General features: G+C 68.7%; 24 protein-coding genes. 9 read left to right on the top strand and 15 right to left on the bottom strand.

From position 1 onward, the window contains the following. Positions 1-54 precede the first annotated feature (54 nt). The 3 genes from glpX to OCU_RS30530 are packed head-to-tail and all read left to right on the top strand — an operon-like array spanning position 55 to position 3,613. Positions 55-1,134, top strand: coding sequence for a class II fructose-bisphosphatase (gene glpX / locus OCU_RS30540; protein ID WP_026071430.1), 1,080 nt, complete (start codon positions 55-57; stop codon positions 1,132-1,134). 34 nt (positions 1,135-1,168) lie between these two features. Continuing rightward, the gene (locus OCU_RS30535) at positions 1,169-2,575 is read left to right on the top strand and encodes a class II fumarate hydratase (RefSeq protein WP_008254358.1); all 1,407 of its coding nucleotides are present in this window, start codon (positions 1,169-1,171) and stop codon (positions 2,573-2,575) included. A 51-nt stretch (positions 2,576-2,626) separates the two neighbouring features. Then, complete coding sequence (locus OCU_RS30530) at positions 2,627-3,613, top strand: hypothetical protein (RefSeq protein ID WP_014379382.1); 987 nt, start codon at positions 2,627-2,629, stop codon at positions 3,611-3,613. Positions 3,614-3,626: 13 nt separating this feature from the next. Here the strand turns inward: OCU_RS30530 and OCU_RS30525 are convergent, their stop codons facing one another. From OCU_RS30525 to glyA, 5 genes are all read right to left on the bottom strand, one after another. Then, entirely contained in the window at positions 3,627-5,081 is a 1,455-nt protein-coding gene (locus OCU_RS30525) for an adenylate/guanylate cyclase domain-containing protein (RefSeq protein ID WP_008254355.1), read from the bottom strand. Between the two features lie 49 nt (positions 5,082-5,130). Beyond that, a complete protein-coding gene (locus tag OCU_RS30520; protein ID WP_009953454.1) occupies positions 5,131-6,006 on the bottom strand; it encodes a polysaccharide deacetylase family protein in 876 nt (291 codons plus the stop codon). Positions 6,007-6,094: 88 nt separating this feature from the next. Then, the gene (locus OCU_RS30515; RefSeq protein WP_008254341.1) at positions 6,095-7,396 is read right to left on the bottom strand and encodes a PhoH family protein; all 1,302 of its coding nucleotides are present in this window, start codon (positions 7,394-7,396) and stop codon (positions 6,095-6,097) included. 241 nt (positions 7,397-7,637) lie between these two features. Then, positions 7,638-8,465, bottom strand: a complete 828-nt coding sequence (locus OCU_RS30510) for an acyl-ACP desaturase (RefSeq protein ID WP_008254339.1) — start codon at positions 8,463-8,465, stop codon at positions 7,638-7,640. A gap of 96 nt (positions 8,466-8,561) precedes the next feature. Beyond that, positions 8,562-9,842 (bottom strand): serine hydroxymethyltransferase, encoded by a 1,281-nt coding sequence (glyA, locus tag OCU_RS30505; RefSeq protein WP_009953456.1) that lies wholly within the window; start codon positions 9,840-9,842, stop codon positions 8,562-8,564. A gap of 115 nt (positions 9,843-9,957) precedes the next feature. Here glyA and coaA point away from each other — a divergent pair, with 115 nt between their 5' ends. Continuing rightward, the gene (gene coaA, locus OCU_RS30500; protein ID WP_008254336.1) at positions 9,958-10,896 is read left to right on the top strand and encodes a type I pantothenate kinase; all 939 of its coding nucleotides are present in this window, start codon (positions 9,958-9,960) and stop codon (positions 10,894-10,896) included. A 6-nt stretch (positions 10,897-10,902) separates the two neighbouring features. Here the strand turns inward: coaA and OCU_RS30495 are convergent, their stop codons facing one another. Together OCU_RS30495 and OCU_RS30490 are read right to left on the bottom strand one after the other, a co-directional pair. Continuing rightward, positions 10,903-11,328: a hypothetical protein gene (locus OCU_RS30495; protein ID WP_014379379.1), complete on the bottom strand. Its 426-nt coding sequence runs from the start codon at positions 11,326-11,328 to the stop codon at positions 10,903-10,905. A 148-nt stretch (positions 11,329-11,476) separates the two neighbouring features. Further along, positions 11,477-12,265 (bottom strand): (2Z,6E)-farnesyl diphosphate synthase, encoded by a 789-nt coding sequence (locus OCU_RS30490; RefSeq protein ID WP_008254334.1) that lies wholly within the window; start codon positions 12,263-12,265, stop codon positions 11,477-11,479. A 181-nt stretch (positions 12,266-12,446) separates the two neighbouring features. On the opposite strand from OCU_RS30490, the gene trhA reads away from it, so the two are divergent. Further along, positions 12,447-13,220, top strand: coding sequence for a PAQR family membrane homeostasis protein TrhA (gene trhA / locus OCU_RS30485; RefSeq protein ID WP_008254333.1), 774 nt, complete (start codon positions 12,447-12,449; stop codon positions 13,218-13,220). Positions 13,221-13,228: 8 nt separating this feature from the next. On the opposite strand, the gene OCU_RS30480 is transcribed toward trhA, so the two are convergent. The 4 genes from OCU_RS30480 to mca form a co-directional block, all read right to left on the bottom strand. Next, complete coding sequence (locus OCU_RS30480) at positions 13,229-13,612, bottom strand: nuclear transport factor 2 family protein (protein ID WP_008254332.1); 384 nt, start codon at positions 13,610-13,612, stop codon at positions 13,229-13,231. 186 nt (positions 13,613-13,798) lie between these two features. Continuing rightward, positions 13,799-15,814 (bottom strand): thioredoxin domain-containing protein, encoded by a 2,016-nt coding sequence (locus tag OCU_RS30475; RefSeq protein WP_014379377.1) that lies wholly within the window; start codon positions 15,812-15,814, stop codon positions 13,799-13,801. Then, a complete protein-coding gene (locus OCU_RS30470; protein ID WP_009954600.1) occupies positions 15,801-16,118 on the bottom strand; it encodes a hypothetical protein in 318 nt (105 codons plus the stop codon). Before OCU_RS30470 ends, OCU_RS30475 begins: the two co-directional genes overlap by 14 nt. Then, positions 16,115-16,987 (bottom strand): mycothiol conjugate amidase Mca, encoded by an 873-nt coding sequence (gene mca, locus OCU_RS30465; RefSeq protein WP_008254328.1) that lies wholly within the window; start codon positions 16,985-16,987, stop codon positions 16,115-16,117. The genes OCU_RS30470 and mca overlap by 4 nt, the downstream gene beginning before the upstream one ends. Positions 16,988-17,099: 112 nt before the next feature. Between mca and OCU_RS30460 the strand changes: the two genes are divergently transcribed. Continuing rightward, positions 17,100-17,534: a DUF4307 domain-containing protein gene (locus OCU_RS30460; protein ID WP_014379376.1), complete on the top strand. Its 435-nt coding sequence runs from the start codon at positions 17,100-17,102 to the stop codon at positions 17,532-17,534. Between the two features lie 219 nt (positions 17,535-17,753). Next, on the top strand, positions 17,754-18,248 hold the full coding sequence (gene greA, locus OCU_RS30455) for a transcription elongation factor GreA (protein ID WP_007168983.1): 495 nt from the start codon (positions 17,754-17,756) through the stop codon (positions 18,246-18,248). Between the two features lie 19 nt (positions 18,249-18,267). Here greA and OCU_RS30450 read toward each other — a convergent pair whose 3' ends face one another. The 4 genes from OCU_RS30450 to OCU_RS30435 all read right to left on the bottom strand — a co-directional run bounded on the left by OCU_RS30450 (position 18,268) and on the right by OCU_RS30435 (position 22,801). Then, positions 18,268-19,434: a cystathionine gamma-synthase gene (locus tag OCU_RS30450; RefSeq protein WP_009954595.1), complete on the bottom strand. Its 1,167-nt coding sequence runs from the start codon at positions 19,432-19,434 to the stop codon at positions 18,268-18,270. Between the two features lie 11 nt (positions 19,435-19,445). Further along, the gene (locus OCU_RS30445; RefSeq protein WP_009954594.1) at positions 19,446-20,180 is read right to left on the bottom strand and encodes an RDD family protein; all 735 of its coding nucleotides are present in this window, start codon (positions 20,178-20,180) and stop codon (positions 19,446-19,448) included. Between the two features lie 111 nt (positions 20,181-20,291). After that, entirely contained in the window at positions 20,292-21,698 is a 1,407-nt protein-coding gene (locus tag OCU_RS30440; RefSeq protein WP_009954593.1) for a cystathionine beta-synthase, read from the bottom strand. 35 nt (positions 21,699-21,733) lie between these two features. Next, on the bottom strand, positions 21,734-22,801 hold the full coding sequence (locus OCU_RS30435) for an alpha/beta hydrolase (protein WP_009954592.1): 1,068 nt from the start codon (positions 22,799-22,801) through the stop codon (positions 21,734-21,736). 245 nt (positions 22,802-23,046) lie between these two features. Here OCU_RS30435 and OCU_RS30430 point away from each other — a divergent pair, with 245 nt between their 5' ends. Beyond that, positions 23,047-24,009 carry an SGNH/GDSL hydrolase family protein gene (locus OCU_RS30430; protein ID WP_085977619.1) on the top strand — a complete coding sequence of 321 codons (963 nt, stop codon included), beginning with the start codon at positions 23,047-23,049 and terminating at the stop codon, positions 24,007-24,009. Between the two features lie 93 nt (positions 24,010-24,102). Further along, positions 24,103-25,320, top strand: coding sequence for an acetyl-CoA C-acetyltransferase (locus OCU_RS30425; protein ID WP_009954588.1), 1,218 nt, complete (start codon positions 24,103-24,105; stop codon positions 25,318-25,320). Positions 25,321-25,406: the final 86 nt, after the last annotated feature.

The raw sequence follows: 25,406 nt of genomic DNA, 5'->3' as shown, positions 1-25,406 counted from the left end.
CCCCGAGTATCCCAGTTCCAGCGGACCGATCCGCTTCTGGGACAATCAGCAACCATGACAGTTGAGGGCGACCGCTCGTCCACCGCCAATGGCCGAGCTCCAGCGCAAGCGCGGCCGCGCGGTGAGGCTCCAGACCGCAACCTGGCCTTGGAACTGGTCCGGGTCACCGAGGCCGGCGCCATGGCGGCCGGACGCTGGGTAGGCCGCGGCGACAAAGAGGGCGGTGACGGCGCGGCCGTCGACGCGATGCGCGAGCTGGTCAACTCGGTGTCGATGCGCGGCGTGGTCGTGATCGGCGAGGGTGAGAAGGACCACGCGCCGATGCTCTACAACGGCGAAGAGGTCGGCAACGGGGACGGCGCGGAGTGCGACTTCGCCGTCGATCCGATCGACGGCACCACACTGATGAGTAAGGGCATGCCCAACGCCATCTCCGTGCTGGCGGTGGCCGACCGCGGCGCGATGTTCGACCCGTCGGCGGTCTTCTACATGAACAAGATCGCCGTCGGCCCCGAGGCGGCGCACGTGCTCGACATCACCGCGCCGATCGCCGAGAACATCAAGGCCGTCGCGAAGGTGAAGGCGTTGTCGGTGCGCGACATGACCGTATGCATTCTCGACCGGCCGCGGCACGCCCAGCTGATCGAGGACGTCCGGGCCACCGGGGCCCGCATCCGGCTGATCACCGACGGCGACGTCGCGGGCGCGATCTCGGCCTGCCGGCCGCACTCGGGCACCGACATGCTGGCCGGGATCGGCGGTACGCCGGAAGGCATCATCGCGGCCGCCGCGATCCGGTGCATGGGTGGCGCCATCCAGGCGCAGCTGGCCCCCACCGACGACGAGGAACGCCAAAAGGCCATCGACGCCGGCTATGACCTCGATCAGATCTTGACCACCGAGGACCTCGTGTCCGGCGAGAACGTCTTCTTCTGCGCCACCGGGGTCACCAACGGCGACCTGCTCAAGGGCGTGCAGTACTACCCCGGCGGCTGCACCACCCAGTCGATCGTCATGCGGTCGAAATCGGGCACCGTCCGCATGATCGAGGCCTACCACCGGCTTTCGAAGCTCAACGAATACTCCGCCATCGACTTCACCGGCGACAGTTCTGCCGCCTATCCCCTGCCCTGACCGCCAGATCGAAGAACGAGGAAGCCAGCACTCTATGGCCACGGATGACACCGAGTACCGCATCGAGCACGACACCATGGGCGAGGTCCGCGTCCCCGCAAAAGCGTTGTGGCGCGCGCAAACCCAGCGCGCGGTCGAGAACTTTCCGATCTCGGGCCGCGGGCTGGAGCGCACCCAGATCCGCGCCCTGGGCCTGCTGAAGGGCGCGTGCGCGCAGGTCAACAAGGACCTCGGGCTGCTGGCCCCGGAGAAGGCCGACGCGATCATCGCCGCGGCCGCCGAAATCGCCGACGGCCGCCACGACGACCAGTTTCCGATCGACGTCTTCCAGACCGGTTCGGGCACCAGCTCCAACATGAACACCAACGAGGTGATCGCCAGCATCGCCGCGGCCAACGGCGTCACGGTGCACCCGAACGACGACGTCAACATGTCGCAGTCGTCGAATGACACCTTCCCCACCGCGACCCACATCGCGGCCACCGAAGCCGCCGTGCGCCACCTCATCCCGGCGCTCGAGGTGCTGCATGACGCGCTGGCGAGCAAGGCCCGCGAATGGCACACCGTGGTCAAGTCGGGCCGCACCCACCTGATGGACGCCGTGCCCGTGACGCTCGGCCAGGAATTCAGCGGGTACGCCCGCCAGATCGAGGCCGGCATCGAGCGGGTGCGCGCCACGCTGCCCCGGCTCGGTGAGCTGGCGATCGGCGGCACCGCGGTGGGCACCGGTCTCAACGCTCCCGACGGCTTCGGCGCCAAGGTCGTCGAAACGTTGGTTGCCTCCACCGGCCTGAGCGAATTGCGCACGGCGGCAAACTCCTTCGAGGCCCAGGCCGCGCGCGACGGCCTGGTCGAGGCGTCCGGCGCGCTGCGCACCATCGCCGTGTCGCTGACCAAGATCGCCAACGACGTCCGCTGGATGGGCTCGGGCCCGCTGACCGGCCTGGCCGAGATTCAGCTGCCCGACCTGCAACCGGGTAGCTCGATCATGCCCGGCAAGGTGAATCCCGTTCTCCCCGAAGCAGTTACGCAGGTGGCCGCGCAGGTGATCGGCAACGACGCCGCGGTCGCGTGGGGCGGCGGGAACGGTGCGTTCGAGCTCAACGTGTACATCCCGATGATGGCCCGCAACATCCTCGAGTCGTTCAAGCTGCTGACCAACGTCTCGAAGCTGTTCGCGGAGCGCTGCATCACCGGCCTGGCGGCCAACGTCGAGCACCTGCGCGAGCTCGCCGAGTCGTCGCCGTCCATCGTGACGCCGCTGAACTCGGCGATCGGATACGAGGAGGCCGCCGCGGTCGCCAAGCAGGCCCTCAAGGAGCGCAAGACGATTCGCCAGACCGTGATCGACCGCGGCCTGATCGGCGACAAGCTGTCGATCGAGGAGCTCGACCGCCGGCTCGACGTGCTGGCCATGGCGAAGGTCAAGCCGGAAGACTAGGCCCGACCGTCACGCGGCGACGGTGTCGATGAGTGTAAGGGTGGTTTTTCCATGACGGCTCCTCCCGGCGGCGGCCCCTACGGCCCTGGGCCTTACGGAAGCAATCCCTATGGGCAGGAACCGAATTGGGGTGGCCAGCCGCCGGCCGGCGGCGCTTACCCGCAGGGTCCTTACCCGCAGGGGGGTCCGTACGGCTACCCGCCGGGCGGTCAGTACCCGTATCCGCCGCCGGGTGGTCCCGCCGTCAATCCGTACCAGGCACCGCAGTATCCCCCGCCGGGACAACCATTTCCGCCCGGCGGGCCCTACCCGCCCGGCCCTCCCCCAGGCGGCTCGAAGCTGCCCTGGCTGATCGTCGCCGGCCTGGTCGCGCTGGCCGTGATCGCGCTGGTGGCCACCCTCGTGGTGATGAAGGGCGGCCACGGCAACAAGCGATCGAGCGCCGCGCCGCCGTCGACGAGCACGTCGGTCTCGCAACCGAAGAATTCGGCACAGAACGCCACGGATTGCACCCCGAACGTGTCCGGCGGTGAGATGCCCCGGGGCGACTCGATCACCGCCGGAAAGCTGTCGTTCCCGGCCAGTGCGGCGCCGTCCGGGTGGACGGTGTTCTCCGATGACCAGGGCCCCAACCTGATCGGCGGACTCGGCGTCGCCCAGGACGTGCCCGGGGCCAATCAGTGGATGATGACGGCCGAGGTCGGCGTCACCAATTTCGTTGCCAGCATGGACCTTACGGCGCAAGCCACCAAACTGATGCAGTGCGTGGTCAACGGCCCCGGCTATGCCAACGCGACACCCACGCTGGGACCGGTCAAGACGTCGTCGATCACCGTGGACGGGACCAAGGCGGTGCGGGCCGACGCCGACGTCACGATCGCCGATCCCACCCGCAACGTCAAGGGCGACTCGGTCAGCATCATCGCGGTCGACACCAAGCCGGTCACCGTGTTCATCGGCAGCACACCCATCGGTGACACCGCGTCGGCGGACCTCGTCGGCAAGATCATCGCCGCGCTGAAGGTCGCGAAATCCTGACGCGGCCCTGGTCCTAGGTGGTTGGCGCCGAGACGTGGGTCGTCTCGGATCGCCCACGCAATACGGTGGAATAGCATTCGGCCCAGTGCCCGCGTTCGGCCTCACCGGCCGCATCGATGGCGGCCGCCGAACACAGGATTCGCCGATCGGACGTCTTGGCGAGGTCGGCCAGCCGCGCGGCCTCGTTGACGGCGTCGCCGATCACGGTGTATTCGTAGCGGTTCTCGGCGCCGACGTTGCCGGCGAACACGCGCCCCGCGGAGACGCCGACGCCGAAATCGACTGGCAGCCGGCGCAGTTGAGTGGCCAGCGCCCGGGCCGTCGCCAGCGCTGCGGACGCCGGCTCGCTGGTCGGCAATGGCACCCCGAAGACGGCCAGCGCGGCGTCTCCGGCGAATTTGTTGATCAATCCGTGGTGTTCGTCGACGGCGTTGACGACGATCCGGAAGAAGTCGTTGAGCACCTCGGCGACTTCTTGCGGCGGGCGGCTTTCCGCGAGCTGGGTGGAACCCACCAGGTCGATGAAGAGCACCGCCGCTTCGACCACGTCGCCGGACAGGGAGGCTCCCTCTTCGACGGCGCGCTGCGCGACGTCGGCGCCGACGTGGCGGCCGAACAGGTCACGTAGCCGGTCGCGCTCGGCGAGCCCGGCCACCATACGGTTGAAACCCGTTTGCAGCCGCCCGATCTGGGAACGTTCGTAGGCGCCGACGTAGGTTTCCATGCGGCCATGTTCAACCTCCGCCATGGCGTCGACGACCTCCCCGATCGGGTCCGAGATGGACCGCGAGGTCAGGATCATCGTCGGCAGTCCCAACACCAGCGCCGCCAACGACACCACCAGGATCGGCACGTCCAACGATGCCGACTTCTCGATCAGCCACCCGTAGGAGCGCAGAACGACCAGGGACGCGATGACCGCGATGGGAAACGCGCTGCAGAGGAACCACAGCAGAACCAGTCGCGCGTACACGCTCGGCACGGCCAGCCGTGGCTCGGCGCCCAGTGTGGCGGCACGCATGATGGGGCGCAGGGTGCGTTGCGCGAGCAGCATCCCCGTGCCGGCGGCGGCCGAGCCGCCGAGCAGCACGCCGAGCACGATGGGTAGCAGAAGTCGGGCCCCGCCACCAAGATTCAGCAGGATGAAGGTCCCGCCGCTCAGCGCCCAGGCCGTCACCAGGATCGCCGACTGGCGCCCGGCGAGCTTCATCACGGCCTCGCGTTGTTGTGGTGTCGGTTCGTCGCCCGGCACGAACCAGCGCAGTGTGGGCGCCAGGCTCAAGGCGCCGGCCACCGAGACGCCGATGATGCCCAGCACGACGAGCAGCGCCACCGGCCCCGTGCTGTGCCGCGCGAAGTCGGCGTTGGCCCCGACGGACGTGTGGCCGCGCAACGGGATCAAGATGGCGGCCGCTTCGACGACCGCCAGCACATACGACAGACTCAAGTCGAGGCCGTAGTGAAACATCCACCGTCGAGCGGACTTTCGTCCTTTCGTCGCGGCCCCGCTCGTCGCGCTAGGCACCATTGTTCGGCCCGCCGGAATTCTGCCCGGGGATGTCGGTGATCGGGAAGTTGGGCATCGGCTTGGGTGAGGGCGTGTTGGGCAGCGTGGGGATGTCACCGGCGGGGATGTCGCGCAGACCGTTGACGGGTGGCCCGTTCTCCCGGCCGCCGTAACTGCTGCCGGGCGCGCGTGGTCCCAACAGTTCGCTGACCGTCACCATCCGGTAGCCGTTGGCCTTGAGCACCGGGATGAACTGATAGACCAGATCGACGGTGCTCGAGTAGGTGTTATGGAACAGCACCACCGAGCCCGGTTTGATGTAGGTCATCAGCATCGATCGCGTCGCCGCCGTGTTCGAGTCGTTGGCCCAATCGAAAGGGATGACGTCCCAAAGGATTTCGGCCAGACCGAATTGCCCGGCGGTCTGGCGCACCACCGGGTCGGACAAGCCGCCCGCGGGCCGGTACAACGTCGGCGTGTGGCCGGTCGCGGCGGTGATCGCGTCATTCGCCTTGGAGAACTGCGCGGCGATGTCCTCCCGCGGGATGGTGGTCATGTTGGGGTGTTCCCAGGTGTGGCTGCCGATTTCCATCCCCGCGTCGGCGATGCGTTTGGCCCCCGCCGGGTTGGCGGCCACCTTGTTGCCGATCAGAAAGAAGGTGGCCTTCGCGTCGTTGCCCTTGAGGATCTGCAGCAGCCGCTCGTCGAAGGGCCCGGGGCCGTCATCGAACGTCAGCGCGACGCATTTGACGACCGAGCAGGACAGGTCGTCGGCGCGCGTCACGTGACCGGTCAGCCCGCCGATCACCAGCACCGCGACGGCGGCGACGACACCGGCCAGCGTGCGCCCGTAGCGCCAGGCCAAGGTGTCGGGTCGTTTCGCCACGGTAAAAGCGTACTCACCGCGAGACTGCAACCATCGACACATATCGCGAGTGGAGCTGTCGTGGAATACAGCTTCACGGCGAAACCGCTCAGTGCGGCCCGGCGATCTCCTCGAGCATCTCGGTGACCAGCGCGGCGATCGGCGAGCGCTCGCTGCGCAACAGGGTGATGTGGGCGAACAGCGGGTGGCCCTTGAGCTTCTCGATCACCGCCGCGACCCCGTCGTGGCGGCCCACCCGCAGGTTGTCGCGCTGGGCGATGTCGTGGGTCAGGACCACCCGCGACCCGGTGCCCAGCCTGGACAGCACGGTCAGCAACACGTTGCGCTCCAGCGACTGCGCCTCGTCGACGATGACGAACGAGTCGTGCAGCGAACGTCCCCGGATGTGGGTCAGCGGCAGCACTTCGAGCATGCCGCGGGACAGCACTTCCTCGAGGACCGCCGGGCTGGCCAGCCCCTCGAGGGTGTCGAACACGGCCTGCGCCCACGGGCCCATCTTTTCGCTCTCGCTGCCGGGCAGGTATCCCAGCTCCTGGCCGCCGACGGCGTACAACGGGCGGAAGACCACCACCTTGCGCTGGGTCCGCCGCTCCAGCACGGCCTCCAGCCCGGCGCACAGCGCCAGCGCCGACTTGCCGGTGCCGGCCTTGCCGCCCAGCGACACGATGCCCACCGACTCGTCGAGCAGCAAGTCCAGCGCGACCCGCTGTTCGGCGGACCGCCCACGCAATCCGAACACCTCGCGGTCACCGCGGACCAGCTGAACGCGCTTGTCCGCGTTGACCCTGCCCAGCGCGTGAGAGCTGCCACCGAGCAGCCGAATACCGGTGTGGCAGGGCAGGTCTCGGGCTTCCGCCAGATCGATCTCGCCGTCGCTGAACAGGGCGTCGATATCCTCGGTGGCGGTTTCGATCTCCCGCATGCCCGACCAGCCGGAGGCCACGACGTCTTGGGCGTGGTATTCGTCGGCGGCCAGCCCCACCGCGGCGGCCTTGACCCGAAGCGGAATGTCCTTGCTGACCAACGTGACTCGTTTGCCTTCGGCGGCCAGGTTGGCGGCGCAACTCAGGATCCGGCAGTCGTTGTTGTCGTTGCGGAAGCCGGCGGGCAGCACCGCCGGGTCCGTGTGGTTGAGTTCGACGTGGAGCGTACCGCCTTGTGTCCCAACGGGAATGGGTTGATCCAGGCGCCCGTGCACAAGCCGAAGATCGTCGAACAGGCGCAACGCCTGGCGGGCGAACCATCCCAGCTCGTGGTGGTGGCGTTTGGCCTCCAGCTCGCTGATCACCACCAACGGAACAACCACCTCGTGTTCGGCGAACCGGCTGCACGCCCATGGGTCGGACAGCAGCACGGAAGTGTCGATCACGTAGGTCCGGATATCGGTCACGTAGCGCTCCTCGAGCGGGATGAGCCCGCGCGGACCCGCACAGGCATGTCGACGGGAACCGCAGCACCAGGACCGGGGCCGGTCCTTCCGTTGTGATGACGGGAGGTGCCGCCCTGGCAGCAGAGCATGACGCTGACCATCGGGAACGACGCTACTCCCGTGGTCGCGTGCCCGCTGTGCAGGCGCGCCGACATGACGAGCCGCGACGACCCCCCAAAGGGATCGGGGACGGGGACGCGGCTCAGCCGACGATGAATTGCCGCAGCGCGGGCTCGTCCGCGAGCCCCCATGCGGCGATGCGGTCGGAGATCGCCTGACGCAGCTGCTCCGGACCGAAAATGCCTGCCTTTTCGACGTTCTGCACCTTGTCGCGGTACGCGTCGATGTCGGCGCCGGGCACATCCAGGTCGGCCGCACGGGCGGCGATCGCCGCGATCGTCTCGTCGCGGGTGTATCCCAGGCAGTGCTCGACGAGGTTGGAGAAGAACAGTTCGTGCCGCCGCTCGTCGCGGGCGATCCGGTCGATCAGGCCGGCCAGGATGGGCTCCTCGAGCTTGGCGGCCAGGTTCTCGCAGAACACGGCGTGGGTGCGTTCGACGAACGCCATGTGCACCAGGGTCTCCACCTGCGAGTAGGTGTCGGCGCGGTAGCCCTTCATGACGTACTGGACGCGGGCCTCTTCGTTGGCGGTCGGGTCGACTTCGCGGGTCACCACCAGGTACTCGCGCAACGCGATGGCGTGCAGGTGCTCCTCGGCGGTCCACCGGCCCAGCCAGCGGCCCCAGTAGTCCTCGAGGATGAAGTGCTCGACCAGCTCGCGGTGGTGCGCGGCCAGGTTGTCCTTGAGCAGCAGCATGATCTCGCAGGCGTCGGTCAGCGGTCTCGGCAATGTCATCGACGACGGGTCCCAGTCGCGCCCACCGAGGAATGCGAAGTTCTCGCCCCGATCGAACGGCACGTAATCGTGGGCGAACCAGAGCTCTTCGGTGGACAGGTGGCGGTCGACGTTCGCTTCGACGACCGGCTCGAGTTCCAGGGTCAGCGCGTTAGCGACGGGTCTTTCGGCCATGAGATAACTGTAACCCGCGTACACAGGTTCATGAAATCGGCGGGGTCGTGTCGGAGCAAGTGGTGACGTTGGTCCTCGAACCCGACCAGACGGGCGTCAGCGACCGACCAGCGCCCAGTCTTCGAGGCCGTCGTACAGCGGGAACTCCTGCGCCAGCCGTGTCACGCGCTGGCGCAGCCCCGCCACGTCGGCCGAGCTGCCCGCGGCCAGGGCGGTGGCGATGACGTCGGCGACCTCGCTGAACTCGGCGTCGCCGAAGCCGCGGGTGGCCAGGGCGGGCGTGCCGATCCGCAGCCCCGACGTGACCATCGGCGGCCGCGGGTCGTTGGGCACGGCGTTGCGGTTGACGGTGATGCCGACCTCGTGCAGCAGGTCCTCGGCGGCTTGGCCGTCGAGCGGGGAGTTGCGCAGATCCACCAGCACCAGGTGCACGTCGGTGCCGCCGCTGACCACCGATACGCCTGCCTTGGCGACGTCGGCGGCCAACAGCCGGTCGGCGAGGATGCGCGCGCCCGACAGGGTGCGCTGCTGCCGCTCGACGAATTCGGGGGTGCTCGCGATCTTCAGCGCGACGGCCTTGCCCGCGATGACGTGCATCAGCGGTCCACCCTGCTGGCCGGGGAAGACCGCCGAGTTGATCGCCTTGGCGTACTCCTGCTTGCCGAGGATCATGCCCGAGCGGCCGCCGCCGAGCGTCTTGTGAATGGTCGTCGACACGATGTCGGCGTGCGGCACCGGCGAGGGGTGCAGGCCGGCCGCGACCAAGCCCGCGAAGTGCGCCATGTCCACCCAGAGCTTGGCGTCGACCTCGTCGGCGATCGAGGCGAACGCCGCGAAGTCGAGGATCCGCGGGTAGGCCGACCAACCGGCGATGATGACCTTGGGGCGAAATTCCAGCGCCTTGGCGCGCACCGCGTCCATGTCGACGAGATGCGTCGTCGGGTCGACGCCGTAGAAACCGTTCTCGTAGAGCTTGCCGGAGAAGTTCAGCTTCATGCCGTGCGTCAGGTGGCCGCCGTTGGCCAGGTCCAGACCCAGCAGCCGCTCCCCCGGCGTCATCAGCGCGTGCAGGACGGCGGCGTTGGCCTGGGCGCCCGAATGCGGCTGCACGTTGGCGAAGTCGGCGCCGAAGAGGGCCTTGGCCCGGTCGCGGGCGATGTTCTCCACGACGTCGACGTACTCGCAGCCGCCGTAGTAGCGGCGCCCCGGCAAGCCCTCGGCGTACTTGTTGGTCAGCACGCTGCCCTGGGCCTGCAGCACCGCGCGCGGGACGAAGTTCTCCGACGCGATCATTTCCAGCATGTCGCGCTGGCGGCCCAGCTCCTGGCCCAGCAGCCCGGCGATGTCGGGATCGACCTCGGCGAGCGGGACGGACATCACGGAGGTCGTGGCGCGGGCGTCAGGTGCAGCAGTCACGGCGCCAGTCTATCCAGCGCCGACTTTTCGCCAGCCCAGCCGTCGGGCTTTTCGGCGCTCCTGCAACACTTGCACTATGCCGCGGCTTAGCGAGCCGAGCCCTTATGTGGAGTTCGACCGAAAGCAATGGCGTGCGCTTCGTATGTCGACGCCGCTGGCCCTCACCGAGGAGGAACTGGTCGGCCTGCGCGGTCTGGGTGAACAGATCGACTTGCTCGAAGTCGAAGAGGTTTACCTGCCGCTGGCCCGGCTGATTCACCTGCAGGTCGCGGCGCGCCAGCGGTTGTTCGCCGCCACCGCCGAGTTCCTGGGTGAACCTCAGCAAAACCCGGACCGGCCGGTGCCGTTCATCATCGGGGTCGCCGGCAGCGTGGCGGTCGGCAAGTCGACGACCGCCCGTGTGCTGCAGGCGCTCTTGGCGCGCTGGGACCATCATCCCCGGGTGGACCTGGTGACCACCGACGGATTCCTGTACCCCAATGCCGAGCTGGACCGGCGAAACCTGATGCATCGCAAGGGGTTTCCGGAAAGCTACAACCGTCGGGCGCTGATGCGGTTCGTGACGTCGGTCAAGTCGGGCTCGGACTACGCGTGCGCGCCGGTGTATTCGCATTTGAAATACGACGTGATCCCCGGGGCCAAGCACGTGGTGCGGCATCCCGACATCCTGATACTCGAGGGCCTCAACGTTTTGCAGACCGGTCCGACCCTGATGGTGTCGGACCTGTTCGACTTCGGCGTCTATGTGGACGCGCGGATCGAGGACATCGAGCAGTGGTACATCTCGCGGTTTTTGGCCATGCGCAGCACGGCCTTCGCCGATCCCGAGTCGCACTTCCACCACTACGCGGCGCTCAACGACACCAAGGCCGTCGCCGCCGCCCGCGAGATCTGGCGCTCCATCAACCGGCCCAACCTGGTCGAGAACATCCTGCCCACCCGGCCACGCGCCACGCTGGTGCTGCGCAAGGACGCCGACCACTCGATCAACCGGCTGCGGCTGCGCAAGCTCTAGGCGCGACTACGCCGTCTCGAGGCCACGCACTCCCAGGTACTGGAGCGCGGCGAACGCGGCCGCGTAGGCGCCGCTGGCCAGCGTCAGCGCGGCCCCGGTGACGGTCAGCGGCAATGCCTCGGTTGCCACGATCGAGGACAGCGTGAAAAAGATGTTGGCCACGATCACGCCGATGCCGACACCGCGCACGTCCGGCATCGCCCCGAGGCTGAACACCACGAGGCCGTAGATCACTAAGAAGGCCCCCATGGCGTAATTCTCGAAGGACGTCAGGCCGGTCAGCGACGAGAGCGGGTCGGCGAGGAAGGCGATGACCAAGCCGAAGAGTCCCGTCAGGGTGGCGTCGGAGCGCACGGCGAAGCGCAACAGCGAGTCGGTCGCGTCGTAGAGCGGCCGCGTGGTGAGGCCGGATACACCAGAAACAAGCAACATGTGATTACTCCTCGCGATGGCGGTGTTGGCTATTGCCACGGATACAACGACGAGGTGGTTCACCCGGCTATTCCCGTTATTTTGTAAATATTTGACACGCGCCAGTCGGGCGGGATCAGCCGCCCCACGAGTCACAGGCGCAGCGGATTTACTTCCCGTAGCGGCGATGGCGCTGGCTGTAGTCGCGCAGCGCGCGCAGGAAGTCGACGCGGCGGAAGGCGGGCCAGTGCGCCTCGGTGAACCACATCTCCGAGTACGCGCTTTGCCACAGCAGGAAGCCGGAGAGCCGTTGCTCGCCCGAGGTGCGGATCACCAGGTCGGGATCGGGCTGACCGGAGGTGTAGAGATTTTCCGAGATCGCATCGACGGTGACGGTGTCGATCAGCTCTTCGGCGGTCGCGCCGTTGGCGAGTTCCTTGCTCAGCAGCGAACGCACCGCGTCGACGATCTCGCGGCGACCGCCGTAGCCGACGGCGACGTTGACGTGGAAGGGCGCCACGACCGGGGTGGACTCCACCGCCCCGCGCAGCCGGCGGGCCGGTTGCTCGCCGAGCAGCTCGAGGTCGCCGACGGTGCGCACGCTCCAGCGGTTGGCCGGCGCGCAGATCTCCTCGACGACGTCGGTGATGATCTCGATGAGCCCGGCCAGCTCGTCGGGATCGCGCTGCAGGTTCTCCGTGGAAAGCAGGTAGACGGTGGTCATTTCGATGCCGGCTTCCTGGCACCAGCGCAGCATCTCGGCGATCTTGGCCGCACCCATGCGGTAGCCATAGCTCACGTCGTCGTACCCCGCGTCGCGCGCCCAGCGCCTGTTCCCGTCGCACAGCACCGCGATGTGGCGGGGCAGTTCCGACTTGGAAGCGGTCAGGCCCTGCCGCAGCCGCATCTCGTAGATCCGATACAGCGGCTCTTTGAGTCGCCGCGGGATGATTTCCACGAACACACACCCTACTGCCAGGCGCAATGGATTCCGGGTTGCGATTTCGGCCGGTCATCCGAGCAGCCGGCCGAGAAGTCGACACTGCGCCGTAACCATCTCTGGCTACTCTGGCTCTTACACCCCGCCCATGGCACCGTGGCCACCGGCGTCCCCGTTGTAGAGACATTCCACAGGAGACATGAGCAGCCAGACCAGCACCGTCCCGCATCCTGAGCGCGAACCCGAGCCGATCGCCCCGGGCAACACCGTCGAGCGACTCGCCGAAGGGGCCGCCAATGTTTTGGGCAAACCCCGGATGCGCGGCTGGATCCACTTCTACTCGGCGTGGCTGGCGATCATCGCCGGCGCCACGCTGGTGTCGGTGTCGTGGGCGGCGTCCTCGCCCCGCGCCGGGCATTCGACGCTGATCTACGCCGCGTGCACGGTGGCGTTGTTCGCGGTCAGCGCGACCTATCACCGGGTGCACTGGAAATCGGACCTGGCCCGGATTCGCATGAAGCGGCTCGATCATTCGATGATCTTCATCTTCATCGCCGGCAGCTACACGCCGTTCGCGCGGCTGGTCATGCCGCAGGACACCGGCGTGGTGGTGCTGTGCATCGTGTGGGGCGGCGCGCTCGCGGGCATCGCGCTGAAGGTGTGCTGGCCGACGGCGCCGCGCTGGCTGGGTGTACCGCTCTATCTGCTGTTGGGCTGGGTGGCGATCTGGTACGCGCCGACGATTCTGCACCAGGCCGGGGTGGCCGCGATGGTGCTGCTGGCCGTGGGCGGTGTGTTCTACAGCGTCGGTGGCATTTTCTACGGTCTACGCTGGCCCGACCTGTGGCCGCGGACGTTCGGCTATCACGAGTTCTTCCACGCCTTCACCGCGATCGCGGCGATCCTGCATTACATCGCCATGTGGTTCGCCGTGTTCTACACGGAAGAACACGCGTGGCTGCTGGGAGCCTGATGGCCCGGCTAGCCCTGGTCGACGTCGTCGTCGGGTGACCAGTACGCCTTCATCGCCGCGATCTTCCCGCTGCCGTCGAAGACCATGACATCGATCGGCTCGATCACCATCCGGTGCTCGCCGGCGGTCACGGTCAGCCGGAACTGGAAGGCCGCCTCGTTGCCGGCCACGCGCAGCGTCTTCAGTTCGCATTCGCGCTGCAGGTTGTCGACCGCGGAGTAGAAGCCGTGGATCGCTTGGCGCCCGATGTGCACCTCGCCGCCGACGGGGTCCTCGACCGTGGCGTCGTCGGCGTACAGCTCGACCAAGTCGTCGGCGCTGCCCTTGGCGACCAGCTCGATGTAGCGGTGGACCGTGCTTCTGATCGCTTCGGTCTTGGCGGCATTCGGCATGGGAGGCAGGGTAACCCGGCTTCAGTGGTGATCGCCAGCGCGGCGCAGCCGGGCGCAGCGGGTCACCACCATCGACCCAGTGGTGATCGCCAGCGCGGCGCAGCCGGGCGCAGCGGGTCACCACCATCGACCCAGTGGTGATCGCCAGCGCGGCGCAGCCGGGCGCAGCGGGTCACCACCATCGGCTCAGCGGCTGGAAACAGCCAGGGCGGCGGCCAGTTCGGCCGCGGTGGTCACCGGCAGGTCGCAGACCTGGCCACGACACACGTAGGCGGCGTCGGCGCCGGCCACCCGGTCGCGGCCCGCCAGCAGCGCCGAGGAATCGACGTCCCCGCCCACGACGACCGCCCCGCCGGGCGCCAGCCGTCGCGCCTCGGCCAGCAGCGGCGACCACGACGGGTCGCAGGCCACCGCGATCTGCAGCGGCCCGCGGACCGCGGCCTCCGCCACGGCCAGCCAATGCCCGGCCGACCGCGGCGCACGCTCCAGCAGCACCGAGTGCGCGCGCAGCGCGTCGTCCGCCGCCCGCAGGTACCGCTCGGCGCGCTCCCCGTCGACCACGTGCGCCGCGGTCAGCAGGGCCTCGGTGATCGACGACGCGCCCGACGGGGTCGCCCCGTCCAGCGGGTCGGCGGGCCGCAGCATCAACCGCTCGGCATCGTCGGCGGTGTCGAACCAGCGGCCGGGCTGCTCACGATCGGCGAAGTGCGCCAACGCGGTGTCCAACAGATCGGTCGCCCTTGTCAGCCAGGCCGCCTCGCCCGTCAGCTGGTAGAGCGCCAGCAGCCCGGTGGACAGCATCGCGTGGTCCTCGAGGATGGCGGCGCTGTCGCCGACCACGCCGCCGAGGCTGGCGCGCCGCAGCCTGCCGTCGACCACGTGCAGGTCGAGCAGCGCCCGCGCGCAACGGCTTGCGGCGTGGACGAACTCGGGCTCGTCCAACGCCACGCCGGCCTCGGCCAAGGCGGTGATCGCCAGCCCGTTCCACGACGTGACGATCTTGTCGTCGCGGCCGGGCTGGATGCGGGCGCGCCGGGCGTTCAACAACGCGGCCCGCACGCGTTCGGCCCGCTGCGCATCCTCCGGATCGGCGGGGAGCTGCAGCACCGAGGCGCCGTGCTCGAAGGTGCCGGCCGGGGTGACCGCGAAAACCTGTGCGGCCCAACGACCGTCGTCGGGCCCGAGCGCGTCGTTCAGCTGTTCCGGCGTCCACACATAGGTCGAGCCCTCGCGGCCGTCGGCGTCGGCGTCCAGCGATGAGGTGAACATGGCACCATCGGCGAGGTCGTCGAGCAGGAACCGGGCGGTCTGGTCGGCGATTCGGCGCGCCAGCGGATCGCCGGTACGCCGGGCCCAGTGCGCGTAGGCGCGCAGCAGCAGCGCGTTGTCGTACAGCATCTTCTCGAAATGCGGTACCACCCAAGCGTTGTCGACGCTGTACCGGGCGAAGCCGCCGCCGAGCTGGTCGTAGATGCCGCCGCGGGCCATTGCGCTGCCCGCGCGCGACACCGCGTCGAGCGCCGCTGGCGATCCGGTGCGCTCGTAGTTGCGCAGCAGCGCCTCGAGCAGCGCCGAGGGCGGGAATTTGGGCGCACCGCCGAACCCGCCGTGCACGGTGTCCTCGTCCCCGAGCAGCGCGGCGACGGCGTGGTCACACAGGTCGGCCGCCACCGCGGGGCCGCCACGCGCGACACCGGAAGCCATCTTGCGCAGCTCGCCGGCGATATGGTCGGACGCCTCCTCGACCTCACCGCGACGCTCCCGCCATGTGGCCGAGACGGCCGAAAGAAGTTGCAGGAAGCTATCTTTCGGATAGTAGGTGCCGCAGAAGAAGGGCCGCCCGTCCGGCGTGAGGAAACAGGTCATCGGCCAGCCGCCCTGCCCGGTGAGCGCCACCGTGGCGTTCATGTACACCGCGTCGATGTCGGGCCGTTCCTCGCGGTCGACCTTGATGCAGACGAATCCCGCGTTCATCGCGGCGGCGACGTCGGCGTCCTCGAACGACTCGTGCGCCATGACGTGACACCAGTGACAGGCCGCGTAGCCGACCGACAGCAGGATCGGCACGTCGCGGGCGGCGGCGTCGGCCAGCGCCTCCGGTGTCCACTGCTGCCAGTGCACCGGATTGTCGGCGTGCTGCCGCAGATACGGGCTGGTGGCCAGCCCCAGGGTGTTCGCGGCGGACGAGTCAGCCTGGCTCATCGCCGGATCCCGGGGGTCGCGGCGACCCGTCCGCCCGATCCGGGGCCTGCCCGGCGCCCGGGTCGACCGCGTCGGTGCCCTCGTCCGCGGCCTGGTCCGGCTCGGGATGCTTGGGGTCGAACGACTCCGGCACCTTCTTCAGCTGCCGGTTCATCGAGCGCAGCAAGAACAGCGTGCTGATCAACAACAACACGACGATCAGCAGCCCGACCGGGCTGGCCTTGCCGAAGTCGGGCCCGGTGTGCTGCGGCGCGTTGTCGGCCTGCCAGCCGGCGGCGCTCGCGAGGAGGACGAGGTGATTCACGCGTCCGTCTCGATCCCGGCGAACAGGTCGTCCTCGGGCAGCCGGGCCGGGACCCGCGAGCGGGCCAACTCGAATTCCTCGGTGGGCCAAAGCCGTTGCTGCCATTCGATGGGCGCCGCGAAGAAGTCGTGGTCGGGGTCGATCTGCGTGGTGTGCGCCCGCAGCGCGTCGTCGCGCTGGCTGAAATAGGCCGAGCACTCGACGCGCGTGGTCACCCGGGATTCGAACGGGTCGTGCGCGGCGTCCCAGTGCTCGAGCCACTTCTTGAACGGCGGTTCGTGACCGTGCTTGAGGGCCTCGTCGTGCAGCAACTGCATCCGGGCCCGCAGAAAGCCGTGGTTGTAGTACAGCTTGGACACCGTCCACGGTTCACCGGCGTCCGGGAAGCGCCGATAATCGCCGGCCGCCTCGAAAGCGCCGACCGAAACCTGGTGGCAGCGAATGTGATCGGGATGGGGGTAGCCGCCGTTCTCGTCGTACGTGGTCATCACGTGCGGGCGGAACTCGCGTACGACGCGCACCAGCGCCTCGATCGACTCCTCCAGCGGTACCAGCGCGAAACACCCCTCGGGCAGCGGGGGCGGGGGGTCGCCCTTGGGCAGGCCGGAGTCGACGAAGCCGAGCCAGGTGTGCTCCACCCCGAGGATCTCCGCGGCCTTGGCCATCTCGTCGCGGCGGATTTCGGCGATGTGCCCGTGCACCTCGGGCAGATCCATCGCGGGGTTGAGGATGTCGCCGCGCTCACCGCCGGTCAACGTCACCACCAGCACCCGATGCCCCTCGTCGGCGTAGCGGGCCAGGGTGGCCGCGCCCTTGCTGGACTCGTCGTCGGGGTGGGCGTGCACCGCCATCAACCGCAATTCGCTCACGTGCTCCCTTGTCACCTCGGGTGGTCACCCGGTCTGACCCTATAATTCCAGTTCCACATCGTTGCATGCTGTCGGCCGGTGGCCGGCGGCCGACAACCAGGCATAACCAGCCATGACCGATACCCCCACTCCGCGTCCGGAGGCCCGCTACGGGCGTTCCCGGCTGTCGCGCATCCCCCGGCGATGGGTGATCGTCGCGCTGGGCGTGCTGGTCGTCGCGGCAGGCCTGGCCGTGGCCGCCGTCGGCTACCACCGCTTCGGCACCAGTGATGTCAAGGGGACGCTGGCCGGGTACCGGGTGATCGACGAGCAGACGGCGTCGATAACGATCAGCGTGACCCGATCGGATCCGTCGCGCCCGGTGGACTGCATCGTGCGGGTCCGCTCCGCCGACGGGAGCGAGACGGGACGACGTGAGCTGCTGGTCCCGCCGTCCGACGCGGCCACGGTGCAGGTGACGACGACGGTCAAATCCTCTCAGCCGCCGGCGGTGGCCGACATCTATGGCTGCGGCACCGATGTGCCCGCCTACCTGCGCCCGTCCTGACCGTCGCCATCGACGCCGAACAGCGAAGATGGAGTCATCAGTTGTTCGCGCGGTGGTAACATGGGTGAATGCACGGTTCCGATTGGGACCGTGTTGCTGCATTAGCGGCCGTCAGCAGATCGGCGCCGCAGCACACGGGGATGGACCCGCACGCTTTCGACGGCGGAGTTAACAGGACTTACGCGAACTCGCGGAACAACATACGAGGAGCACGACGAGATGACGGACACTTCGGTGACCTGGCTGACCCAGGAGTCGCATGACCGACTCAAGGCCGAGCTCGACCAGTTGATCGCGAATCGTCCGGTCATCGCCGCGGAGATCAACGACCGCCGCGAGGAGGGCGACCTGCGCGAAAACGGCGGCTACCACGCCGCCCGCGAAGAGCAGGGCCAGCAGGAGGCCCGGATTCGCCAGCTGCAGGATCTGCTCAACAACGCCAAGGTCGGCGAAGCGCCCAAGCAGTCCGGCGTCGCGCTGCCCGGTTCGGTGGTGAAGGTCTACTACAACGGCGACAAGTCCGACACCGAGACGTTCCTCATCGCCACCCGCCAGGAGGGCGTCAACGACGGCAAGCTCGAGGTGTACTCGCCGAATTCACCTTTGGGCGGCGCCCTGATCGACGCCAAGGTGGGCGAGACCCGCAGCTACGTGGTGCCCAACGGCAACACCGTCGAGGTCACGCTGGTCAGCGCGGAGCCGTACCACTCCTGATCGCTTTGCGCGAGGTGCGCTAGGCGAGGGCCTGCTGCAGATCGGCCACCAGGTCGGCGACGTCCTCGATGCCGACCGACAGCCGCACCAGGTCGTCGGGCACTTCCAATTGCGACCCGGCCGTCGACGCATGCGTCATCGCGCTGGGGTGCTCGATCAGCGACTCGACCCCGCCCAGCGATTCGGCCAGGATGAACACCTTGGTGTTGGCGCACAGATCCCCGGCGGCGTCCCGGCCGCCTTTCATGCGCACCGAGACCATGCCGCCGAACCCGCGCATCTGCCGCGCGGCGACCTCGTGCCCGGGGTGGCTGGGCAGGCCGGGGTAGAGCACCGCGCTCACCGCGCGATGGCCCGCAAGGAATTCCGCTACGGCCATGGCGTTTTCGCTGTGCCGCTGCATGCGCAGCACCAGGGTCTTCAGTCCGCGCATCGTCAGGTAGGCGTCGAACGGGCCGGGCACCGCGCCGGCCCCGTTCTGCAGGAAGCCGAACGCGTCGTCGAGTTCCTGGTCGTTGGTGACCAGCGCGCCGCCCACCACGTCGGAATGGCCGCCGATGTACTTGGTGGTGGAGTGCAGCACGATGTCTGCCCCCAGCGTCAGCGGCTGCTGCAGCGCGGGTGAGGCAAAGGTGTTGTCCACCAACACTTTCGCGGAATGCTGCTCGCCCAGCTCGGCGATGGCGGCGATATCGGCGATGGACAGCAACGGGTTGGTCGGGGTTTCCACCCAGATCATCCGGGTGCGCGGCGTGATCGCGGCGGCGACGGCGTCCAGCTCGTGCAGCGCGACGGGCGTGTAGTCGACGTTCCACTGGGTGAAGACCTTGTCGATCAGCCGGAACGTGCCGCCGTAGGCGTCATTCGGGATCACGACGTGGTCACCCGGCCGCAGCACTGTGCGAAGGGCGCAGTCGGTGGCGGCCATCCCCGAGGCGAAGGCCCGGCCGTAGCTGCCTTCCTCGACGGCGGCCAGCGCGGCCTCCAGCGCGGCGCGGGTCGGGTTGCCGGTGCGCGCGTATTCGAATCCGCCCCGCAATGCGCCGACGCCGTCCTGGGCGAAGGTGCTGCTGGCGTAGATCGGGGCGTTGACCGCTCCGGTCGCCGGGTCCGGCCGGTAGCCGGCGTGAATCGCTTTGGTGGCCAGCCCGGTGAACTCGGGGTGTGGGTTGCCGTCGTCGCTCATCGACGATCAGCCTAGGTGACCGGCGGCCTTTCGGTCCCGTCGATCGGCAGGCACACGGTCGTCATGATCTTGTCCGCCAGCGTCTGACGCTTCGAATCCCACAGCGGGAAAAGGAAACCGATGAAGCAGATGATCGCGTCGACGAAGTGCGCCAGCGCCCGCACCACGGACAGGCCGAAGCCCAGGGGTTGGCCGGTGATCTCGCTGACCACTTTGAATTTCATCACCGATTTGCCGACGCTCGACCCGGTCGTGCCCTGCTGGTAGCCGTAATTCCAGATCAGGTAGAACAGCCCGACGATCGACGCCAACCACTGCGCCACCATGCCCAGGGTCGAATTCTGGGTGGCGCAGTACTGGTTGACGGCGTACTGGGTGACGTCGGTGATGCAGGCCGTCTGCTGCGTGGCGAGCAGGATCGCGGTGCCGATGCCGTGCACGACGACGTACGGGAGGATGTCGATGACGAACGCCAGCGCGCGGGTGAGCCACGGCGTGTACTCCTGCGTCGGCAGGGTCCGGATCGCCGGTCCCGGCGGCGGCGGCGCGTAGCCCCCGGACGACGGCGGCGGTGGCGGGTAGGACCCGCCGGGTGGCGGTGGCGGCGGGGGGTAGGAACCGCCGCCGGGCGCCGACGGAGGCGGCGGGAACTCCTGACCGCCGGACGGCGGCTGCTGCCCACCGGATGGGCCGGGCGACGAGGGGGGCGGCGGGTAGGCGCCGCCGGTCGGCGGTTGATCGGTCATGGGCAACCTTCCACTGCGGAACAGCTGGACATCTCGCTGGATTAGCCGAATTACCGTACCTGAGCGTTTCACGGACGGGCGAGACGCGCATCACCCGCCGAGCGCGGCGAACTACCGGCGTCCGCTCAGTCCACGGGGCCCCTCGGAGAGGAAGCCCAGCAGGTCATAACGGGTGATCACGCCGACCGGTTTGCCCTCCTCGACCACCATCAACGCGTCCCAGTCCCGCAAGGCCGTGCCCGCCGCGCTGATCAGCTCACCCGCGCCGATCATCGGCAGCGGCGGGCTCATGTGCTGGGCGACCGCGTCGGCCAGTTTCGCCCGGCCCTCGAACACCGCCGACAGCAATTCGCGTTCGGAGACGCTGCCGGCGACCTCCCCCGCCATCACCGGCGGCTCGGCGCCGACCACCGGCATCTGGGACACCCCGTACTCGCGCAGGATGCCGATGGCGTCGCGCACCGTCTCCGACGGGTGGGTGTGCACCAGGTCGGGCAGCGCACCGGACTTGCGGCGCAACACGTCGCCGACCCTGGACTGCTCGGTGGACCCGTCGAGCCGGCTGCGCAGGAACCCGTACGACGACATCCAGGCGTCGTTGAAGATCTTCGACATGTAGCCCCGGCCGCCGTCGGGCAGCAGGACCACGACGAGCGCGTCGGGTCCGGCTTGCTCGGCGACGCGCAGCGCGGCGACCACCGCCATCCCGCACGACCCGCCGACCAGCATCGCCTCCTCGCGGGCCAGGCGCCGGGTCATGTCGAACGAGTCGGAGTCGGACACCGCGATGATCTCGTCGGGCACCGTGCGGTCATAGGCCTGCGGCCAGAAGTCCTCGCCGACGCCCTCCACCAGATAGGGCCGGCCGGTGCCGCCCGAATACACCGAGCCCTCGGGGTCGGCGCCGATGATGCGCACGGCCCCGTTCGATATCTCCTTGAGGTAGCGGCCGGCGCCGGTGATCGTGCCGCCGGTGCCGATGCCGGCGACGAAGTGGGTGACCTTGCCGTCGGTGTCGGCCCAGATCTCCGGGCCGGTGGTGGCGTAGTGGCTGGCCGGGCCTTCCGGGTTGGCGTACTGGTCCGGTTTCCACGCGCCCTCGATTTCGGTGACCAGCCGGTCGGAGACGCTGTAGTAGCTGTCCGGGTGGTCGGGGGGCACGGCCGTCGGGCACACGACCACCTCGGCGCCGTACGCGATCAGCACGTTGCGCTTGTCCTCGCTGACCTTGTCCGGGCAGACGAACACACACTTGTACCCGCGGTGCTGGGCGACCAACGCCAGCCCGACGCCGGTGTTGCCCGACGTGGGTTCGACGATCGTGCCGCCGGGCCGCAGCTGTCCGCTGGCTTCGGCGGCGTCGATCATCTTGACCGCGATCCGGTCCTTCGAGCTGCCGCCGGGGTTGAGGTATTCGACCTTGGCCGCCACGATGCCGGCACCGTCGGGAACGACGGAGTTCAGGCGCACCAGCGGCGTGCCGCCGATGAGGTCACTGATGTGCTGCGCGATCCGCATGCGTCACATCGTCTCAGGCGGTTTCGGGCGGCGCGCTACTCGGTGGCCTCGCGGATGTAGTCGCCGATCTGGCGCAGCGAGCGCACGGCCTCCGGCACCATCGGCGCGGCCAGCTGGAAGTCGTGGATCTGGCCGGGCCACACCCGCACCTCGGCCGGGGTGCCGACTGCGGCCAGCCGGCTCGCCGCCAACCGCGCGTCGTGCAGCAACACCTCGGAGCCCGAGACGTGAATCAGGGTGCGCGGCAGGCCCGGCTTGATGTGTTCCAGCGGCTCGTAGATCTCCTCGGCTTTGCCGTCGACCTTGTTCTTTCCGGCCGCGGCGGCAACCAGCTCGGCGAGGGCGTCGAACGCCCCGGCGGAGAACATCGCGTCGGTGTCGATGTTGGGGTGGGCCTGCTTGGGTTCCTTCGCCAGCTGCAGCAGCGGCGAGATCGCCACGAGCGCCGCGGGCTCCTCGCCTTCCTCCTGCAGGCGTTGCGCGAGCGTGAGCGCCAGGTAGCCGCCCGCGGAATCGCCCGCCAGCACGATCTGGTCGGGTTGGTAGCCGCGCAGCCGCAGCCATCGGTAGGCGTCGTGACAATCCTCGATCGCCATGCCCACCGAATTCTTGGGCAGCAGACGGTAATTGACCACCAAGATGGGCGCGTCGGCGAACTTGGAGAGGGCTTCGACGAGCCGGCCGTGCGAGTTTGCCCCGCAGGTCAAAAACGCGCCGCCGTGGAGGTAGACGACCACGCGGCGGCTGCCGTCGGCGGGAAGCACGCCGGGCGCGCGCACCAGCTGCGCCGAGGCGTGCGGCAACTTCACCGTCTCGCGGACGGTGGCCGACGCCGGGATCAGCACCCGGGCGGTGAGGTCGATGAGGCCCCACGGCCACGGCAGGTTGGGGACGTGGCTGCCGACGGTCAGAATCGGTCGGATCGTCAGCCGTGACGTCAGGTTGGCCAATCGCGCAGCAACGCTGGGGCCGGATTCGAGGACCTCGACGGGCGCGCCGTCGCTGATCGCGAACTTGCGCGTCTGGGCGCGCCGGGCTTTGAGGACATCATGGGCACGAACGGTGGCCTCAGGCGACCCCGATACCTTGCTAGGTGCGGTCATGCTCAACACTTCCTACGCCGTTGTAGTGCGATACAGCATGTGACGAGGCTGTTGAGCGTCTGGTTCGACCGTTTGCCAAAGCGCTCAGCCATCCCCTTGTTCTCAGCTTGACAGCCATCGCTTAGTGCAACGTATGAAATCTCTGAGTTGATACCAGTTTTGCTTCGCACCGTGATCAGTTCGTTTTTTCCCACCGGCCGCGCAAACTCCGCAGCGGCCCTAAACTTGAGTGCGTGACCATTCGGGTGCCACGCCGGTCGGCGATCGCCCTGGCCACAGCGGGCGCGCTGGCCTCGACAGGAACCGCCTACCTGGGGGCACGCAGTCTGTTGGTCGGCCAGGCGTCCCACGCGCGCACCGTCATCCCCAAGGCATGGGACATCCCGCCCCGCGCCGACGGCGTGTACACGCGCGGCGGTGGGCCCGTGGAGCGGTGGCGCCGCGGGATGGCGGCCGACCTGCACCTGATGATCTTCGGCGATTCGACCGCCGCCGGATACGGATGCATGAGTGCCGACGAGGTGCCGGGGGTGCGGATCGCGCGCGGCCTGGCCGAGCAGACCGGCAAGCGAATCCGGCTGAGCACCAAGGCCATTGTGGGCGCCACCTCGAAGGGCTTGTGCGGCCAAGTCGACGCCATGTTCGTGGCGGGCCCCCCGCCGGACGTGGCGGTGGTCATGGTCGGCGCGAACGACGTCACCGCGCTCAACGGGGTGAGCCAGTCGGCGCAACGGCTGGGGTTGGTCGTCCGCAGGCTGCGCGCCCGGGGCGCCGTGGTGATCGTCGGCACCTGCCCGGATCTGGGCTTCATCAGCGCGATTCCGCAGCCGCTGCGGTCGCTCGCGCACGAGCGTTGCCTGCAACTCGCCCGCGCCCAGACCGCGGCGGTCCGCTCGGCCGGCGGCGTGCCGGTTCCGCTGGCGCAGCTGATGGCGCCGCAGTTCCGGGCCACGCCCGACGCGATGTTCTCCGCCGACGGCTACCACCCGTCGGCGCCCGCCTATGCGCTGGCCGCCGACGCGCTGCTGCTGGCCCTGTGCGACGCGCTGGGCGAGAAGGTGGAGCGCCCGCCGCTGAGTCCACCGGTGCCGCCGGCGGAGCCGGTCCTGGGGCAGCGCCACACGCGGGCCAGCGTGATGTCGCGGCTGTGGCGGCGCCCGGCACCCGGACCTGCCCCGTCTTCGTGCCCCGAGGTTGGCAGCGACTAGATTTGTCTTCGCCCGTCGGCGTGGGCCCACCGCCCGATGATGAAGCGAGCCAGCCCCATCTGTGGGATCTGCAGGGATCTGAAGGGAACCACCATGCCTGAAGCCGTCATTGTCTCAACTGCTCGCTCGCCGATCGGCCGCGCGATGAAGGGGTCGCTGGTCAACATGCGCCCCGACGACCTGACCGTTCAGATCGTGAAGGCCGCGCTGGACAAGGTGCCCGCCCTGAACCCGCACCAGATCGACGACCTGATCCTGGGCTGCGGGCAGCCCGCCGGCGAATCCGGATACAACCTGGCGCGAGTCATCGCCGTCGAACTCGGCTTCGACTTCCTGCCGGGCACCACCGTCAACCGGTACTGCTCGTCGTCGCTGCAGACCTCCCGGATGGCGTTCCACGCGATCAAGGCCGGTGAGGGCGACGCGTTCATCTCGGCGGGTGTGGAAACCGTGTCGCGGTTCGCCAAGGGCAGCGCCGACTCGTGGCCGGACACCAAGAACTCGCTGTTCGGTGAGGCTCAGGAGCGCTCGGCCGCCGCGGCCGAAGGTGCCGACGAGTGGCACGATCCCCGCGCCGACGGCAACCTGCCCGACGTGTACATCGCGATGGGGCAGACCGCCGAGAACGTCGCCTTGCTGACCGGCATCAGCCGCGAAGACCAGGACCACTGGGGAGTGCGCAGCCAGAACCGCGCCGAGGAGGCGATCAAGAGCGGGTTCTTCGAGCGGGAGATCACCCCGGTGACCCTGCCCGACGGCACCACGGTGAGCACCGACGACGGCCCCCGCCCCGGCACCACCTACGAGAAGATCAGCCAGCTCAAGCCGGTGTTCCGGCCCAACGGCACGGTGACCGCGGGCAACGCGTGCCCGCTGAACGACGGCGCGGCCGCGGTGGTGATCACCAGCGACACCAAGGCCAAGGAGCTCGGCCTGACGCCGCTGGCGCGGATCGTGTCCACCGGGGTCAGCGGCCTCTCCCCGGAGATCATGGGCCTGGGCCCGATCGAGGCGACCAAGAAGGCGCTGGCGCGGGCCAAGCTGTCGGTCAGCGACATCGACCTGTTCGAGATCAACGAGGCGTTCGCCGTCCAGGTGCTGGGCTCGGCCCGCGAGCTGGGCATCGACGAGGACAAGCTGAACGTGTCCGGCGGGGCGATCGCGCTGGGCCACCCGTTCGGCATGACCGGTGCCCGCATCGCCACCACGCTGCTCAACAACCTGCAGACGCACGACAAGACGTTCGGCCTGGAGACCATGTGCGTCGGCGGCGGGCAGGGCATGGCGATGGTGATCGAGCGGCTCAGCTGAGCCGCTCGTCGTTGGGTGCGTCCCGGCTTTGCGTGTGAAACCCGGGCTTTGAGTGTGAAGCCTGGGCGGCGACACGCCGGGCGGTT

This window comes from Mycobacterium intracellulare ATCC 13950, assembly GCF_000277125.1.
Classification (GTDB): Bacteria; Actinomycetota; Actinomycetes; order Mycobacteriales; family Mycobacteriaceae; genus Mycobacterium; species Mycobacterium intracellulare.
Note: the sequence above shows the minus strand (reverse complement) of the source record. Positions and strands in the feature narration are given on the sequence as shown.

Excerpts from the sequence above, each read along its gene's own strand:
- glpX (WP_026071430.1), top strand. The coding sequence starts at position 55 with ATGACAGTTGAGGGCGACCGCTCGTCCACCGCCAATGGCCGAGCTCCA.
- OCU_RS30535 (WP_008254358.1), top strand. The coding sequence starts at position 1,169 with ATGGCCACGGATGACACCGAGTACCGCATCGAGCACGACACCATGGGC.
- OCU_RS30530 (WP_014379382.1), top strand. The coding sequence starts at position 2,627 with ATGACGGCTCCTCCCGGCGGCGGCCCCTACGGCCCTGGGCCTTACGGA.
- OCU_RS30525 (WP_008254355.1), bottom strand. The coding sequence starts at position 5,081 with ATGTTTCACTACGGCCTCGACTTGAGTCTGTCGTATGTGCTGGCGGTC.
- OCU_RS30510 (WP_008254339.1), bottom strand. The coding sequence starts at position 8,465 with ATGGCCGAAAGACCCGTCGCTAACGCGCTGACCCTGGAACTCGAGCCG.
- glyA (WP_009953456.1), bottom strand. The coding sequence starts at position 9,842 with ATGTCCGTCCCGCTCGCCGAGGTCGATCCCGACATCGCCGGGCTGCTG.
- coaA (WP_008254336.1), top strand. The coding sequence starts at position 9,958 with ATGCCGCGGCTTAGCGAGCCGAGCCCTTATGTGGAGTTCGACCGAAAG.
- OCU_RS30495 (WP_014379379.1), bottom strand. The coding sequence starts at position 11,328 with ATGTTGCTTGTTTCTGGTGTATCCGGCCTCACCACGCGGCCGCTCTAC.
- trhA (WP_008254333.1), top strand. The coding sequence starts at position 12,447 with ATGAGCAGCCAGACCAGCACCGTCCCGCATCCTGAGCGCGAACCCGAG.
- OCU_RS30480 (WP_008254332.1), bottom strand. The coding sequence starts at position 13,612 with ATGCCGAATGCCGCCAAGACCGAAGCGATCAGAAGCACGGTCCACCGC.
- OCU_RS30475 (WP_014379377.1), bottom strand. The coding sequence starts at position 15,814 with ATGAGCCAGGCTGACTCGTCCGCCGCGAACACCCTGGGGCTGGCCACC.
- OCU_RS30460 (WP_014379376.1), top strand. The coding sequence starts at position 17,100 with ATGACCGATACCCCCACTCCGCGTCCGGAGGCCCGCTACGGGCGTTCC.
- greA (WP_007168983.1), top strand. The coding sequence starts at position 17,754 with ATGACGGACACTTCGGTGACCTGGCTGACCCAGGAGTCGCATGACCGA.
- OCU_RS30450 (WP_009954595.1), bottom strand. The coding sequence starts at position 19,434 with ATGAGCGACGACGGCAACCCACACCCCGAGTTCACCGGGCTGGCCACC.
- OCU_RS30445 (WP_009954594.1), bottom strand. The coding sequence starts at position 20,180 with ATGACCGATCAACCGCCGACCGGCGGCGCCTACCCGCCGCCCCCCTCG.
- OCU_RS30440 (WP_009954593.1), bottom strand. The coding sequence starts at position 21,698 with ATGCGGATCGCGCAGCACATCAGTGACCTCATCGGCGGCACGCCGCTG.
- OCU_RS30435 (WP_009954592.1), bottom strand. The coding sequence starts at position 22,801 with ATGACCGCACCTAGCAAGGTATCGGGGTCGCCTGAGGCCACCGTTCGT.
- OCU_RS30425 (WP_009954588.1), top strand. The coding sequence starts at position 24,103 with ATGCCTGAAGCCGTCATTGTCTCAACTGCTCGCTCGCCGATCGGCCGC.